The organism is Treponema vincentii (assembly GCF_018336815.1).
GTDB lineage: Bacteria > Spirochaetota > Spirochaetia > Treponematales > Treponemataceae > Treponema.
Map to the genome: position 1 here is coordinate 2063035 of NZ_CP050497.1, position 15454 is coordinate 2078488.

20 protein-coding genes and 1 pseudogene are annotated in these 15454 nt (G+C 35.1%); 5 read left to right on the forward strand and 16 right to left on the reverse strand.

The window, feature by feature from the left end; translation table 11 throughout:
- The 12 genes and pseudogenes from GWP40_RS09360 to GWP40_RS09420 form a co-directional block, all read right to left on the reverse strand.
- Nucleotides 1-807: a hypothetical protein gene (locus GWP40_RS09360; RefSeq protein ID WP_212565116.1), complete on the reverse strand. Its 807-nt coding sequence runs from the start codon at nucleotides 805-807 to the stop codon at nucleotides 1-3.
- A 286-nt stretch (nucleotides 808-1093) separates the two neighbouring features.
- Nucleotides 1094-1798 (reverse strand): transglutaminase-like domain-containing protein, encoded by a 705-nt coding sequence (locus GWP40_RS09370; RefSeq protein ID WP_200877757.1) that lies wholly within the window; start codon nucleotides 1796-1798, stop codon nucleotides 1094-1096.
- 422 nt (nucleotides 1799-2220) lie between these two features.
- A complete protein-coding gene (locus GWP40_RS09375; protein ID WP_212565118.1) occupies nucleotides 2221-3285 on the reverse strand; it encodes an ankyrin repeat domain-containing protein in 1065 nt (354 codons plus the stop codon).
- Between the two features lie 92 nt (nucleotides 3286-3377).
- Nucleotides 3378-3785 carry a hypothetical protein gene (locus GWP40_RS09380; protein WP_212565119.1) on the reverse strand — a complete coding sequence of 136 codons (408 nt, stop codon included), beginning with the start codon at nucleotides 3783-3785 and terminating at the stop codon, nucleotides 3378-3380.
- Between the two features lie 19 nt (nucleotides 3786-3804).
- Nucleotides 3805-4657, reverse strand: a pseudogene (locus GWP40_RS13415) (DUF2262 domain-containing protein).
- Nucleotides 4657-4998: a hypothetical protein gene (locus GWP40_RS09390; RefSeq protein ID WP_212565120.1), complete on the reverse strand. Its 342-nt coding sequence runs from the start codon at nucleotides 4996-4998 to the stop codon at nucleotides 4657-4659. The pseudogene GWP40_RS13415 and the gene GWP40_RS09390 overlap by 1 nt, the downstream one beginning before the upstream one ends.
- Nucleotides 4999-5033: 35 nt before the next feature.
- Nucleotides 5034-5228, reverse strand: a complete 195-nt coding sequence (locus GWP40_RS09395) for a hypothetical protein (protein ID WP_212565121.1) — start codon at nucleotides 5226-5228, stop codon at nucleotides 5034-5036.
- Nucleotides 5229-5247: 19 nt separating this feature from the next.
- Nucleotides 5248-5631 (reverse strand): hypothetical protein, encoded by a 384-nt coding sequence (locus tag GWP40_RS09400; protein WP_212565122.1) that lies wholly within the window; start codon nucleotides 5629-5631, stop codon nucleotides 5248-5250.
- Between the two features lie 28 nt (nucleotides 5632-5659).
- On the reverse strand, nucleotides 5660-6376 hold the full coding sequence (locus GWP40_RS09405; RefSeq protein ID WP_212565123.1) for a leucine-rich repeat domain-containing protein: 717 nt from the start codon (nucleotides 6374-6376) through the stop codon (nucleotides 5660-5662).
- 44 nt (nucleotides 6377-6420) lie between these two features.
- Nucleotides 6421-6990 carry a hypothetical protein gene (locus GWP40_RS09410; protein ID WP_212565124.1) on the reverse strand — a complete coding sequence of 190 codons (570 nt, stop codon included), beginning with the start codon at nucleotides 6988-6990 and terminating at the stop codon, nucleotides 6421-6423.
- A 137-nt stretch (nucleotides 6991-7127) separates the two neighbouring features.
- Nucleotides 7128-7589 (reverse strand): hypothetical protein, encoded by a 462-nt coding sequence (locus GWP40_RS09415; RefSeq protein ID WP_212565125.1) that lies wholly within the window; start codon nucleotides 7587-7589, stop codon nucleotides 7128-7130.
- A gap of 174 nt (nucleotides 7590-7763) precedes the next feature.
- Nucleotides 7764-8447, reverse strand: coding sequence for a hypothetical protein (locus GWP40_RS09420; RefSeq protein ID WP_230974379.1), 684 nt, complete (start codon nucleotides 8445-8447; stop codon nucleotides 7764-7766).
- 198 nt (nucleotides 8448-8645) lie between these two features.
- Here GWP40_RS09420 and GWP40_RS09425 point away from each other — a divergent pair, with 198 nt between their 5' ends.
- From GWP40_RS09425 to GWP40_RS09445, 5 genes are all read left to right on the forward strand, one after another.
- Nucleotides 8646-9620 (forward strand): hypothetical protein, encoded by a 975-nt coding sequence (locus tag GWP40_RS09425; protein WP_212565126.1) that lies wholly within the window; start codon nucleotides 8646-8648, stop codon nucleotides 9618-9620.
- Nucleotides 9621-9773: 153 nt separating this feature from the next.
- Nucleotides 9774-10757 (forward strand): DUF6630 family protein, encoded by a 984-nt coding sequence (locus tag GWP40_RS09430; protein ID WP_212565127.1) that lies wholly within the window; start codon nucleotides 9774-9776, stop codon nucleotides 10755-10757.
- Nucleotides 10758-10844: 87 nt separating this feature from the next.
- On the forward strand, nucleotides 10845-11171 hold the full coding sequence (locus tag GWP40_RS09435) for a hypothetical protein (protein ID WP_230974381.1): 327 nt from the start codon (nucleotides 10845-10847) through the stop codon (nucleotides 11169-11171).
- A 1-nt stretch (nucleotide 11172) separates the two neighbouring features.
- A complete protein-coding gene (locus tag GWP40_RS09440; RefSeq protein ID WP_212565129.1) occupies nucleotides 11173-12264 on the forward strand; it encodes a DUF6892 domain-containing protein in 1092 nt (363 codons plus the stop codon).
- A 23-nt stretch (nucleotides 12265-12287) separates the two neighbouring features.
- Nucleotides 12288-12770, forward strand: coding sequence for a GNAT family N-acetyltransferase (locus GWP40_RS09445; protein ID WP_212565130.1), 483 nt, complete (start codon nucleotides 12288-12290; stop codon nucleotides 12768-12770).
- 227 nt (nucleotides 12771-12997) lie between these two features.
- Here GWP40_RS09445 and GWP40_RS09450 read toward each other — a convergent pair whose 3' ends face one another.
- From GWP40_RS09450 to GWP40_RS09465, 4 genes are read right to left on the reverse strand one after another with little or no spacing between them, the layout of a single operon-like run.
- Nucleotides 12998-13210 carry an LPXTG cell wall anchor domain-containing protein gene (locus GWP40_RS09450; RefSeq protein WP_162663493.1) on the reverse strand — a complete coding sequence of 71 codons (213 nt, stop codon included), beginning with the start codon at nucleotides 13208-13210 and terminating at the stop codon, nucleotides 12998-13000.
- Nucleotides 13210-13920 (reverse strand): ABC transporter permease, encoded by a 711-nt coding sequence (locus GWP40_RS09455; RefSeq protein ID WP_162663492.1) that lies wholly within the window; start codon nucleotides 13918-13920, stop codon nucleotides 13210-13212. The genes GWP40_RS09450 and GWP40_RS09455 overlap by 1 nt, the downstream gene beginning before the upstream one ends.
- Nucleotides 13904-14647, reverse strand: a complete 744-nt coding sequence (locus GWP40_RS09460; RefSeq protein WP_162663491.1) for an ATP-binding cassette domain-containing protein — start codon at nucleotides 14645-14647, stop codon at nucleotides 13904-13906. Before GWP40_RS09460 ends, GWP40_RS09455 begins: the two co-directional genes overlap by 17 nt.
- The gene (locus GWP40_RS09465; protein WP_014263033.1) at nucleotides 14616-15305 is read right to left on the reverse strand and encodes a TetR/AcrR family transcriptional regulator; all 690 of its coding nucleotides are present in this window, start codon (nucleotides 15303-15305) and stop codon (nucleotides 14616-14618) included. Before GWP40_RS09465 ends, GWP40_RS09460 begins: the two co-directional genes overlap by 32 nt.
- Nucleotides 15306-15454 lie beyond the last annotated feature (149 nt).

A 15454-nucleotide genomic window follows, 5' to 3' on the forward strand; every position in this document is an offset into this window, starting at 1 on the left:
CTATATTATGTTAATTTCTTTTATCAAATGATAGGTTTCTATAAAGCGAAGTTGCCAAATCTTCTTGTCGGCGGTAATTTCTTCGTATATATTCTCCAATGTATGCGCAGGCGCTAATAGTCCTAAAGAATAATCTTCAAAAACGACTTCACCTATCTTTTCAAGTTTATCTAATAGAAGTCCTAAATCTTTGTGATTAAACCAGCAATCCGTATCCAGAGCATATTTCGTATTTTGTTTCTTACAGGCAATTTCGCTGTTCAAAAAATCATCCATAGTCGGCTTATCTTTTTGTAACAAACGCGTGCAGGCTAAATGATATTCTATCTTTCCTGGAGTCTGATCAACATCTGAAACAAAAAGGACGCCATACTCATTCTCAAATTTAACGGCAATTACTTCTCCCACGTTAAAATACGGATTTCGTTTAATTTTTGCCTTCGGTATCTTAATCGGTTTTTGATTTTCACTTTGCAGCTGTACTGCCAGTTTATCCAGTGCCTTCTGCCTTTGCGTTAAAGCTTTGCTGTCAATTTCAAGCCAGAAATCATCAGCGCCTTTTGAAATTATTGTTAATGCCTTATTCTTTATCTTCTCAGGCAAATGTCCGACCTTCCACAAAGAATAAGCGAATGCAGTCCAGTAAATCTCTGTGTAAAATGAATCTATACAAAAATTATTCTCGTCATTTAAAATATCTTCAATTATTGCGTCGATATTTTCACCGTCTTTATATCGTTCTACTATAGAATTGTAAATATCATACCCATCGTCACTGTCTATAATTTTTACACCGTCTATTGCCATTTCACATAATCTCCTTTAATTATACATTATCCGCTTTTGAGTGATAAAATTCCCTGTATAAATTAGGATACTCATATCCTACAGGATTTTTTTCTGAAAATAAAATAGACGAATACAGCCGCAAGTAAGCAGAAGAAGTTGATGATGTATAAGTATCTAAGTGTATGATGTCTGTGAAAAAACAACATAACGATTAAGAGAGTCATTATACCGAGCGGCACATAGAGTCTGAATGTAATATAGTTATCTGTCATAGGTTTCTTTCCCATCTTTAATAACCCGTAATTCAGGTATTCCTTATTTTCTTTACCTTGCAATTCATCAAATGCCTTCCTAAATGTTTGTAAGCAAAGGCTTTTATTCCTGACACTTCCTGATGATGATGTTTCAATAATTCATCAGGAGAATTCCATACTCCAAAATCTTGAGTAATTCCTTCGCTTTGTATGTACGTGTTGTTCCTGTCAAAATCAATTATTGGATGCCGAAAATCTTTTACCGCAACACCATAACCGCAGAAAAAACCGGTGCAGTTTGCAAATTGTTTTTGCAGTTTTGATAAATACTTTTGATCCAGTATAAAGGCTTCAAGTTCATACCACTTATCTTCAAAATACACTTCAACCCAACTGTGAAATATATTCTGCGGTGCATTTTTATAAACAAATCCGCTCATTACTCCTTTCTGTAATTGTTTGTCTATGGTAAAACCATGAACTCGACAAGGAATTTCGCAGGCACGTAACAAAGCCATGAAGAGTGTTCCTTTTGTATTGCATTGACCGTATCCGTCCTTAAGAACTTTAGATGCGCTGATATCATCATCTGTATTATACCCGAATGCGATATCATCTCTTACAAAGTTATAAATAGCTTTAAGGCTGTCAAATTTATTTTGTTCTTTCCAATGTTTTTCTTCTATTAATTTTTGAATGCTCGGATTTGAAAAATCCAGCATTGTAGTCTCTTGCAAGTATTGATTCATATCCATTTTATTTCTCCAATGCTTTCAGCAAATCGTCTATAGCCAAATATCCTTTTGCGGTATCATCACAAACCATTTTCTTACCTTCTTCTATTGCTGATGCTGTGATTATATTGGGAATATCCCTCTATTCTTAAATAGTATGTTCATTATTTTGTGCAACGTCAATATGTCGTCATTACTTATTTATATCTCATCTTCGCTTAATTCTCTAAAATTTGAAATATGATATCCAAAATAGCATTTCCCCGATTTGCCTATAAAAATTCCATGTTCCGGCATATTAGCTATCTCGCCCAAGTAAATCATAGGCATGTCATCAGAAAACGGATATAATACCATTCATTTTTGCCGGATAAATAATCTCGCACTGTGCTTCATTATTTTTGCCGCCTCAAAGAACTATTTTTATAAGTTTATATTCTCAATCATCTGTTATAATTTGTTTTTCCTAAAGGAATAGGAGTAGGATTTAACAATACCCAGAGAACCGAAAGTTCACGCAAACGCTCTGTTATAGCATCTTCATCACTACCGTTTGCACGTATGCTGGAAATAAGCTCTTTGGTCTCTTTCAGTTCTTCCTCAGAAAGCGGCGTACCTGAAGCAAAATGATTTGGCAGAGAATTAAGCATATTTCTATAATCTTTATCCCAGTTTACTCCGCCGTTTCTATATAGCTCATCCTGCACCCTGCCTGTTATACGGATAACTTCGCCTTGTACTGTTTTTGCAGCTCCGCTTGAAGGAATCAGCATCTCCCAAAGTTCATCGTATTGTTCTCTCCAAGAACCTGTCTTTACAATAATAGGAGAAACGCCGTCATGTATCTTACGTTTTGGAGCAGGCTTTACATCAAACAGTGTATAGAGTTTCTCAAGTCCCGCTTCTGTTTCAGCCAAGTAATCTTTATTAAAGTTTTCTCTGTGAAATTCAAAATCCTTACCGATTATTTCGACTCTTTCAGCCATTTCAGGCACTACCTCAGCACCCGCCTTTATCAGCATTTCTGCAATTTCTGCCGCCTGTACAATATTAATATTTCTGCAAGTAGCAAGGGCTTCGACTAACGGAGTTCGCCCCATATCATTTTTTGCATTAACATCTGCACCTTTTTCAATCAAAAAACTTACTATCTTAGGTCGGAAAAATCCTGCTGCCGTATGCAGAGGTGTACTTCCATATGTATCAGGTTTTTGTATATCTCCGCCTAATTCATACAGCAGTTTTACAGTATCTCTTCCCAGTGTGGCATGTTTATATAATGGCGTACGCCCATAATAATCGAGTGTATTTACATCTAAGCCCTGTTCTACCAGCCAGATAACAAGTTCATCAGGAACACCGCCATAATGAAGTGCCGTATTTAAGCTGTATCTACCGTTATGAGCAGTAAGCTCACATTTATCATAGACGGCTTTAAGAGCTTCAACATCTCCTGCTGTAATCAGTTCATCAAAATTTTGTGGTAAGGTAATTCTTTTCTTTGCCATTATTCTTCTCCTTAGTTATAATTCCAAATTATTAAGTTTCCATTATACTATGTGGGTATCAAAAGTATTTGACACTTGTATATTTTATATTTCTAAACCCACTTAAGCCCATTAACATCTTTTAAAACCATAGATTTTCCATCATAATCATTTTTTAATTCAACTTCTTTTTCCTTAACCGATATGTTGTTGTACCAGTGTTCCAAGCTTGCATACTTTCCTGTATGGATATTGATAAGCATGCTTGTTATGGGATCCCAAGTGCCTTTTTTTACCGTTTCCGCCAGTAAATAATACGCATCTAAAAATATAAGATTTCTCCCATATATCCAAAATGGAAGTTTAATATCTAACAGCGGCAATTTTACAGAAAAAATATCATCTCCATGCGGCGGCACTGTTTCGTAATGAAATTCTATCTCACTCCCATAATATGCAACCACCGCCCCCTCACAATCGATGCTTTGAGGAACACCCTCCTCAGCTATGATAAATTCCATCACTTCTCCTGATATTTTCTTACCCTTCCATATCGGCTGACACAATTCCCTTCTTTAAGCTTCCGCATACTGTTATACAATGCCCGAAGAAAAGGTCGTCATCATCAAAATAGGCAGAAAATGAACCGCCTGATGTCATACAAATTGAACTGAGGCTAATCCTTTTTGCAAAACTTTTTTCTGTAATTTCAGAAGTTTCATCATCAGATTCTGCCCATTCGCAGGCGAGTTTAGTAAGCTTTTTTGCAGCAAAACTACGCAGGTCTGCATCCCATTTTTCCTGCTCTGAAAGCATTGTTTTCAAGGCTTTTTTCGCCTTTGTTATTTCACCCTTATTATCCTTATCTACATCTAATATAATATTTATTTTTTCCATCCTGCCAAAGAATATTTCCCTTAAAACTCTTAATTTGTTTATCATAAATCAGTTCACCTAATATATCATCTTGTAAAATTATAGGTTTTCTATACTCTGCAAGTATTTCTTCCAATTCCTTACAAGCCGCATTTTTTTCAAGAACTTCCACAACTAAAAAATGTTTTTTTGTCGGTAGTACACCGTTTGGAACTTCCTCAGGAAGCTTTGCACGCACCTTTAATTTGTAAATGGTTTCGTCTTCAAATTGATATGGTAAATTTTCTTTGTCTGTGACAGGATATACTATACGCCCTTCTTCTTTATGCAGTTCACCTGTTTCACAGTCCACATAAGCTAAGAAATAAGCAGCCCAGTCCCAAAAACCGTTTCTCAAACTTCCGCCGCCGCCTTCGTGCCTTAGAACAATAATCTCTCGTTTCTTTTTCTCAAAAGAGTCTTCCCATTCTTTTTGTGTCATTTTATTTCTTAGCCGCATGTATTCAATTAATTCCATTAAGTCCTCCAATCAATCCCCTCACCTGAATGTTTGACAAACTCATATACATCTGAGGCTACACGTTTCATTTCAATCGAACCAAAAGCTCCCAAGTCATTCATATAAATAGTATCATCAGAATCTTTTTTTATAAAGAAAGCCAAGTCACCGTCCTGTCCAATCATAAAAAAATCCGGCTCCCATTCTTCTATCTGATAAGTAGTATTTCTTTCTACCAAATCCGCCTTTGAATATAAAATGATACCGGTATCCTCTATTGTAAATTCTCCATCCTCTCCTATTTCTAATAAAAATTTATCATATAAAGTAGGCAGTACAAAATCCATCTGATTATTCATTGTAAACTTCTCCAAATATTTTCTGTCTTAATATTTTATATCTCATCTTCGCTTAATTCTCTAAAATTTGAAATATGATACCCAAAATAACATTTTCCGGATTGACCTATAAAAATTCCATGTTCCAGCATATTAGCTATTTCGCCTAAGTAAATCATAGGCATATCATCAGAAAACGGATATTCAAAAGATATTTCATCTTTAAGAGTAACCAAAGTTTTTTCTTTCATTGTGTAAGTGCTCAATTTATTACTCCATTTGAAATGCGATTTTGCATTTTGAGTTCTTTAAATTTGGAAAGCCATATTCCTCTAATCGATTTAATGTTTTTTGAATAGATTCGGTTATATTCTTTTTGCTAATAGGTAAATTGCTTACGATATATATAATACCACTCAGTTTTGCCGGATAAATAATACCGCAGTTAGATTCATTATTTATAATACGGAGCAGGTAAACATCATATTTTGTTTTAACATAGAAATCAAACTCTTGATTATCATAAATCTCCTCCGGGATCAGGTGGACTGGAGCTACGATACAGTCTTTCATTTGAAAACTATCATTTCCAAAATGTGCTTTACAATTGTGTTTTCGCTTTATTCTTTCTATCCATTCAGTAATCATCATCATCTCGGTTTTAAAATTATATAAATACAAACTAACGAACATGGTCATTTTGTGGAATATCTTTAAACTTTTCTGCAAATCTATCATTCCATATTTTGTAGTCATAAGCAGGCATATTAACAGATAGGAATTCTAATTTTTCAAGTTCTAAAACAGGCGAATAATCTCCATTCAATAGCCTAAATCCCGTTGTATGAAGATTTTTAATATTCTTCAAACTTTTTAAAAAATCAAAAGAATCTACTTTAATTATATTTTCCATAGAACTATGAATTCCCAGTTGTTTAAGATTTTTTAATTTTCCCAACGGAGAATAATCCGTTACGCCGGTAAAGTTAGATAATATAAGTACTTCTAAATTTTTTATTTCGCCTATGGGCTGCAAACTTTTTACTCTTGATGAAGCATATACTGAAAGTGCCTTTAAATTTTTTAATTTTGCAATACACTGTATGTCCGAGAAATTGCCCTGAAATATAACGAGTTCTTCAAGTGATGTTTGATTACATATCGATTCCAATAACTTCTGATTTACAATACCTGTTACTAAAAGCTTTTTAATGTTTGTTTTTGTATTGTTAAAATAATCTATCCAGCTTTTTAAAATGTTATCTCTATCTTTTTTTAAAGGATATTTTTCTTCAGATAATCCGTAGCAATATAACTTTAAAATTTCTTCTCCTGTATAATCTTTTAACTCTGTAATAGAGTTTCCTGCCCATTTTGCATTCCAATTATAGTAATTCATAATTATTCTCCCATATTCACATAACAGTCAGTTCACCACTTGATTTAAACTCCGACAAAGGACTGTTTTATTTCAGACAGCTCTTTTAACTTTCTTTCCAAAATCACTGCATTCATTCCGTTTTTGATTGCAATTTCATAATACTTATCAAATTCGGGATGATTATTTTGTTTTACAACTGCTAAAAGTTCTGCAAAATATCCCCAAACATTATTATAGCTTTTTGTTGAAGTATAATCTTCTCTTTTCGGCATCCACTTGAGTTTTACAAAGAATTTGTAAAGTATCTTACTCCATGTTTCTACATCATCATCATAGCAAAAAAACTTGGTCTCAAACAGACTGCCGAAACGCCTGTCCCAAAATTTTACATTGTCAGGCAGATACCAACTATTACGGGTGTCGCGGCATATCAATTCTGTTATTATTCTTTCAAGTATTTCGGATGGAAAACCTCCGGCACAACCATAACTTCCGGCAACTGAAGTTTGTGCCGCTTCCTCTTTAAGTTCTTCATAGGCTGTGCTGCTATCAAGCAACAACAAAGCAATTTGGGCACGGTGACCAAATGCTTTTCCTGCACTCAATATTCTATATTTCTCAATCTCGTTCATAGTTCCTCCGCTCGCCTAACTTTTTCTATAATCCGAATTTTTCCCAGTCCTTAACCGATTCAATCAACATACCCCGACACAAATGTCGGGGTATGTTGTTCTCATAAGGTGGTTGCAGTCGGCTTTAATACCCTTTGTTACGACGCAGAGCGTCGGGGTATTAAACCCTCCGCACGAATAACAGGTATCCAACTATCGATTTCAAATTTTTCCTGTTCATAGGGTTCAGTATATCCATCCACTATTAATATTCCGCTGCATTGGATATGAGCCTTGCTATTCCTTATTTCAAGAATTTTTAATTTGTATGAAACCATCGGTTCGTGTTCATAAATGTAAAATGAATCTTCTCTGTCATTGCTTTCTTCTATTGTCATTACAGAAAAGAATTCTCCAATTAATTCTGCTGCTGAGTTTTTGTTTGTACCTATCCAATTTATGCAAATAGAAGGTGCTATTGTTTCGCCCCTAAAATTACCTTTAGCAAATCCGACATCCACTGACCATGATGCAGATCCATCTTCTTTTAAATACATCAGACAGCTCTGTCTTCCGTTCCAGTCATCTTCAAACGTATGATTTTCTCCGATCTTTAGCATTTGTTATCTCCCTTTCACTGATAGTATATGTCATTCAATGCTGATTTATTTGAAAATTCCTTGTAACCATTTCACAATATCATCCGTCGTTTTATCACACGATAATACCAATTGATTACAGACATTTTCAGCTCCTCCTCTCATTTCTCTGAACGATTTGTAAAATACATCTATTCATCCTGCAATCAATTCCGATAATTCAAAATCTGATAAAACGGAATCCGTATATAGTTTTCTCAACAAATTATCATCGAATTTCATAGAGTAATATTCTGTAACAAATTCTCGAAATCTTTCATACGAATCGAAAGCATATCCCAATAGCCAATAACCTCTATCATGTTCATCCGTCTGATTTTGGTGAACTTCCCCATCATACCAAATGAAAAATGTCGTTTCCGCCCTTTCGTCTACTGAAAAAAGATTCATCAATTTCTCGTCAAGCCCTTCGTACATCTTGTCTATAATACTTTGATTCCATTCGTCGGCAGCAAATTGGTTCAGACTGTTTTCATGCGCAAAGCCTTTTACCAACACCACTGTTTCCGTAAAGATTACAGATAACGAATCTCCTGCTCCGTTATCAATAACATATTTGAGATTCGAGTCGAGTTTCTTCTTTCTTACCAATCGCAAGTCATCTTCCGACGGGTCAGTCAAAGCATTATCCAAAATATATAGCGCCTCCAATCTTGTATGCATATTATCCCAATCCATATACTTCATATCGTTTCTCTTCCGTATTTCTTTGTCGTATCTCTTTTGTGAAAATAATGCACTGGCAGAACGTTCCGGCTTATCGATTGATAAGCCATTCTTTAAATATCGATAATCAACATTTCTATAACTACATTCCACGCACAATTCTCATTTCATTACATATTTGACACTATTCTACCCTTTTTAAGGTGTTTTTTCTACTGTCAGATTTTCATCGTCCCTCTTAAAAACGATAAGGAAAAATGATACAATAGAATATGAAAGGAAGAGGATTAGTTGATGAAGAAGCTCGGTTGAAAGGATTAAGTATATTGAAACAAATAAGGAAGATAAAATATGAATAACCTAAAATTAAGTTTATTGAAAAAATGGGAATTGGATAGTGAGCTTTCGTTTGTGCATAGCTCTGTTTTGTTGCCGGATGGAACTGCTATAATTCTGACTACAGGCGTGAAGAGCGATTGGGATAAATTTTACCTCCTTGTGCTTTCTGTCGATGGTATAAAAAAGATTCCGATTGAATATGAGAAAACATTAGGCAGAGATTATCCTGTGCTTTTTCGATATGGTACAAGTTTCGGACTCATCATTTCGGCAAAAGAAGTGCGGTATTACTCCGGCATTCATTCTTCTCCGGAAATAATTCCGATAAAAAATAATTCACAGCTAAGAAGAAGCATTGTGCCGGAAAAAGCTCAACAGAGGTATTTTCAAAATATATCCGACAGCAAGACAATTCCCGTTTGCTTTGAAAATGAATTTTATTGCGGGGATGCAAGATATTTTGCTCTTTTGGAATTTGATGCTGCTGCAAAATCTGCCGAATGGAAATGTTTTTCTACAATAGATAAAAAGGTATTTACACATCAAGAAGACAGATTCGGCGAGGCACCTAAAATAGACAGCATTAAAATATCGGATAAAGAAATCTATGCCTTTACTCCGGGCGACAGCCAAACATCGGTTAATAAGTGGGGAATGAATTATTATTCCCTTGCAAGTATTTCCGAAGATGGGAAAGTAATCGAAAAACTTATCGAATCAGATGACTTAAAAAAAGACGGTAAAAAAGGCGGCATCAACGGATGCTTTACTGATTCTCAATATGTGATAATGACTCCTCTTTTTAAAACCGATGATTGGAAAGGCAAGCAAAAAGTTTTTTCACTCAGCACACGTGAATATTCCGATATTACCTTTCCAAGAGGAATGTCAAAACACAAACTCGAAAACATCTCAGGCGAAATATGCCTTACCTCGTTTTACGATAGAGGACTAAAAGAAATAGCATTATGCAATGTGAATTCATAAATCAACATACCCCGACGCAAGCGTCGGGGCACAGTGCTCAACGTTTCGCACTGTGTGTTCTATAAGGTGGTTGCAGTCGGCTTTAATACCCTTTGTTACGACGCAAGCGTCGGGGTATTAAACCCTCCGCACGAATAAAAAAAGGAATGGAATATGAATGGAAAAAATATCGGTCGAACTGTATCGTGGGTGTACTACAAAGACGAAAAACTCATAGGCGGGTCGGCATTTGATATACAACTCTTTCGGCAGATATTGGAAAACAACGCAAAGTTTTCGAGTCAGGCTCAAGAAATGATGGAGACACAAATTAAAGAACAAAATATTTTTGATTGTATTTCACTTAAAAGCTCAAAATACACCAATCGCTTTTACGAAAATGGCGGCCATAGGGCATTTATACCCGAAAGTATCTGTATGGTTGATTATTGTAAAGATGAAATCTTTGCCGTTGTGAGAATCGGAGAGCGTTGTGAAATTGTTTCTTATGATTATGACATCACAGGCAAGAAGGGACAAGAGTGGTTCAATTTTATAGGAAAGAATAACCCTGTTTTTGATAAAAAAATCATTGAGAATATAAAAACAGCTTTAACACAATACGGACAACTGCAAATAAAAATACTTGAAGAAGAAGACAGACGTATTTTTGAGGAAAAAGAAAAACTTGCTTGCCGGAACAAAAGCTTACCTGCCGATACGGAACAAACTTTTTTATCGCTTTGCAAATTACTCGGCATATCTCCGCAAAAAGCCAAGAAAATATACCATACAGCATTGGAGCAAGAAGATATTTGTGTCTCTTTGATAAACGATTTTATAGATTTGAACTATTTGGCAATGTTCGATTGGAAGGCGAATGTGGGAGATATTGTATACGGTTACAATCTATTAGTAAAAAAGATAAAAGCGAATATGCTTCACTTGGATAAAGATACGGAATTTGAACCGCCGGAAGTTTTCCGTAGACTTGCTTCGATGAGTGACAAGGTATTATATCTTATCGACACAAATAGCGATTGCTATATTTTAGGTTTGTCAGATAAAGAAAATAGAGAAAAAATCATAAGTGCTTATAAACGACTGTTCAGCCTGCTTCAATCTGAGAATACGATTGAAATTGTGAACATGCTGTAATAAAGGGAAAAAATGAAACAAGTAATTGCATTTTGTATATTTATATTCATTACTTTTGCACTATCCACTGATGGAAAGGATGGCTTTATGACTATTTCAAAACAATGTATTATAAGCCTTGATGAAATTGTATCAATGCAGTTTTCCGATAATACGGATACAGCCTTACGAACAATTAAGCATGATGATATACAAGCAATAACGGATATTTTAAATACTGCAAAATATGATGATGAGCGTAATGATGGAAGGATGTTTAAAATGACTGCACCGCATTTAAGAATAGAAATACGATATAGTGATGACAGTGAAGTAAAAATCCAATTATGGGATGCGCTTATGCATGTCAATAAAATATGGTATAAAATTGACATAAGAGCTATTAAAGAAATATTATATGGTAAGGAGTTATAAAATGAGTATTATAAAAAATTGGGAATCGAACAAACAAGATAAACAGTCGGCTATGCCGCAACAGAAGCTTCATATCAATTTAACTAAAAACGGTTTGTATATTAATGATGAGTTTATTGAAAACCTGTCAATGGATACTCTTGCGGAGAAATTCGGTGAATATAGAAAAGTATTGCATAAGACTCCTGATGGAACAGTAAGTAAAGATGATTTAGAGGAAATATATATCTGGGATAATATAGGAATAAAGAGTTTTGTTTCCAAAGGATGTATCAGCGAACTAGACATAAGAATATGTGAAGATAAGGAATGGGAGAAAAAAGTAAAATTTTCGTTTTTCGATGTAAATCCCAAGCAGGTGTTTCCCGGCATTTTTACGATAAACGGTAAAACTATTTTGGAAGCTATACCTCAAAAAACATTGAGAGATGCTTATATATTTTTAGAAATGAAAGTGGAAAATTGGAAAATAAATTGCTCATTGTCGAGCAAATTAAACTCGGTTCTGGGCGCAATATCTTTTCAGGAGCGTTTAAGAAAATCAAAAACCGATGAGATAGCCGATTTGGTATGTGCCGAACCTGAACCTATACGGGATATAAGTTTTTGGTATAAACCGCCGAGGGTGTCAAGCGGTAAATGGGCGCTGCCAAAGGCGGAAGGTGAAGTGTTAACATTTACAAACTTCAATTTTAAACTTGCTGTTATCCAAGAGCTGATGTACAAACAAGAACTGCTTAAACCGAAATTTGATGTATATGATTTTTGCAATGATTATGCAAAAAAAGAAATAGATCCCGATGATTACTACGATAAAATGATACCTGAAGTAAAAAGCTGGTTTCAGCAATTGGAGATTCCTGCTGAATTGGCCCCAAAGGTAACACAGCTGTTTCTTGATGGCGGAAATGAAATTAATATGCAGCTTATTCCGCAATGGGATGGCGAGGATAACTTATTTGATATTAAGTCTATTTCTGATGAGGAGTTGGCACAGTTTCCAAACTTAAAACTTATTGACGGAACCGTTATTTATATTTCCGAAAAAGCAAAGAAAAAACTTATCAAGAAAGGAATTAATATTGCAGAATAAATTTAAGTCATAAAGGATATAGCATGCTTCATTTTGAAAAAGTAAACGGGAAAAACATTTGGGATATTCTGAAACTGCAGGTATCGGAAACACAGAAAAGCTTTGTTGCTGCCAACGATATAAGTATCATTGAAGCCTATATTACAATCACCGCAAATGGTTATGCATTTCCATTCGGGATATATGACAATGAAACACCGGTCGGATTTTTGATGATCGGTTTTGATGTTCATGACTATTGGATTGATGCACCTAAAATAGCAAAAGGGAATTATAATCTTTGGCGGCTGATGATTGATAAAGCGTATCAAAACAATGGATTTGGAAAAGAAGTAGTTAAATTGGCTCTAGATTTTGTTAAGACTTTTCCTTGCGGAAAAGCTGAATGTTGTTGGTTGTCTTATGAACCTGAAAATCAAGTTGCGCGTAAACTATATAGCTCATTCGGTTTTGTTGAAACAGGAGATACGGATGGGGAAGAACTTATCGCAGTGTTAAAGCTATAATATAAAATAGAAGATAGATTATAAACCGCATGGTTGATTTTGGAAGAACCTGTTGTTCGTATTCTCAACATCTTATACTACCCTATTCGTCTTCTCTCAGTATTTTCTCGTACTGTAAGCATAGGAATTTCGATTTTTGATATACATACTTTTATCCTGTCTTGTAGCGTAAATAGTCTGGTCTCATGTAGAGCCGATACGCATTCAAGAACCCCTTTTTCAGTGGATTACATCTGCATCAGTCCACTTACAATAGCGAGAAATCCTATTACCATACAAGCATAACAAACAAATTTGTTATTGTTTGAATTTCTTTTTTTGAATAACAACACTGCTCCAACAAGGATTAGCAACAATCCAAACCATACACTTCCCAAATATAATTCTGATGCCATTCTATCAAGAAAATTGTCCACTGTTCCTTCTATTTTTTGTTCCATTATAAAATCTCCATCTTATTTATTTTTTTCATCAAAAATATCGAACACAAGATACCAATCATTACCATTGCCGCTGCTAACACATACATCGCTGCTCGATTAGGGTTTGCATTTACCACAATATTACACATTAACGAAGCAAGGAGAACTGCAGAAATAATAGTTGTCGGCACTGATTTTTTGATAAATCCGATTCCTACTGCTATCACTCCGATAGTTGCAGCTATCGCTGACATCAATATGGTATTTTCAACAATGTTCAAGATAATAGAAACTGTAAAGTTGTTTCCTACAAGATGAATGAAATTTTCAGTGATACCGAATATCAAAAAAACAATAAAGTTACAGATAACCATTGATATAATCGTAAATCCACACACAATCAAAAGTTTGGATAACACAACCTTTTTTCGACTGACCGGATAGGAAAAAAGTAAAATAGGTCGCTTACCCGAATAATCTTCAATAACAAACCTGCAATACATCACTGCAGACATCACACAAAATACTGCCATGTTAAAAACACAAAATAGAGAAATAAGATTATCATATCCTGCAAAAATTGCCATGTCTTTATCATTCGGCTCTATCAAAGGGGCATATGCAAAAAGAAAAAGGAAACCAATCATCGTAATCGCTATGATAATATCCGCTAAGATATAAGTGTTGATGTTATTCTTTTTTAATTCCAATCTAATCAGCGTTTTCATTTTCTTTTCTCCCTATCATAATATCCATAAAATACTCTTCCAGACCTGATGGATACTCTACCTTCACCTTATCCATCGAGACCTCTCTCACTATCGTTCCGTTGACAATGACCCCTATTGTATCCGCAATATGCTCTATTTCTGTCAAAATATGACTGGAAATCAGTAATGTCATACCCTCTGTTTTTGCAAGGTACAAAAATAAGTCCCTCATTTCCTTAATTCCCATAGGATCCAGTCCGTTAATCGGCTCATCCAGAATCAATAGTTGTGGTTTATGGATAATTGCTCTTGCAATCGCTAAACGCTGACGCATTCCCAAGGAAAAAGTAGATACCGGCTGAACACCAATATCCTTTAATCCGACTTTTGACAAGACATCCTCTACATTCCCACCTTCCTTGCCCATGTAGGCAAGATGCATACGCAAATTTTCTGCTGCCGACAAATGTTCATAAAAAATGGGAGTTTCTATCAAAGTACCAATCTGTGATAACATATCACTCGGTGTTGAAAGATTATCTATTCCAAACATTTGTAATTTTCCCATAGTCGGTGTAAGAAGTCCTGAGAGAAGTTTGAATACCGTTGTTTTCCCCGCTCCGTTCGCACCTAAAAAACCATAAATCGTACCTTTTTCTACATGCATATTACAACCTTTAATTACTTCCTTACCGCCAAAAGTTTTTGTAAGGTTATTTGTTTCTATAATGAAATGATGATTCATCGGTCTTATCCTCCTTTGGATATAATTTTTGCAATAGCTCCAACGATTTTTCAATAAGTTCATCACTGAATACATCGATGCCTATCGACTTCATCATATATTGTAAAAATCCGAGTCTCGAGGATAACTTCTCACCATCACAATCAAAAACAGCCGGATCACACCACACATTGAGCAATAGCATAAAAACTTCCGCACATTCATCCGGAAAATCTGTAACGATAGAGCCATCTTGTATTCCTTTCTTAATAATTTTTGAAACAAAGTTAGAATCCTTATTGACACAAGATTGCATGTAGGATAGGACAAACTCTGCACTTTTCATGCGTACACTCATTGCATCATCTAAATAATGTGCTTCCTGATTCTCGATATTTTTCTCCAAAATAAGTTGCAACTGTTCTTTTCCACTCAAAAACCGGGTCTCTTCCATAAAGTTTTCTATTGTACCCTTTACACTTTGCTCCTGCTTCTCCATAACAGATTTGATAATTTCATCCTTCGATTTAAAATGATGATAAATAGCCCCCTTGGATATTCCGGCAGCTGTTGCAATATCCATCATGCTGGTCTTATCGAATCCCTTTTGTAAAAACAGCTTCGCTGATACGGATAAAATAGCCTCAATGGTAGCCTTTGCATTATATTCTTTCGCCATAGCTGATACACCTTCTTATTAAATTCCGACCGTTCGGTTTTTTATAATATCTTTTATCTGTTATTTTGTCAAGAGCTTTTATAAATTATTCTCTCACAGTCTCTTGCATCATACTTGGCTCATAGATGTTATCTATCATTGTTGTAACT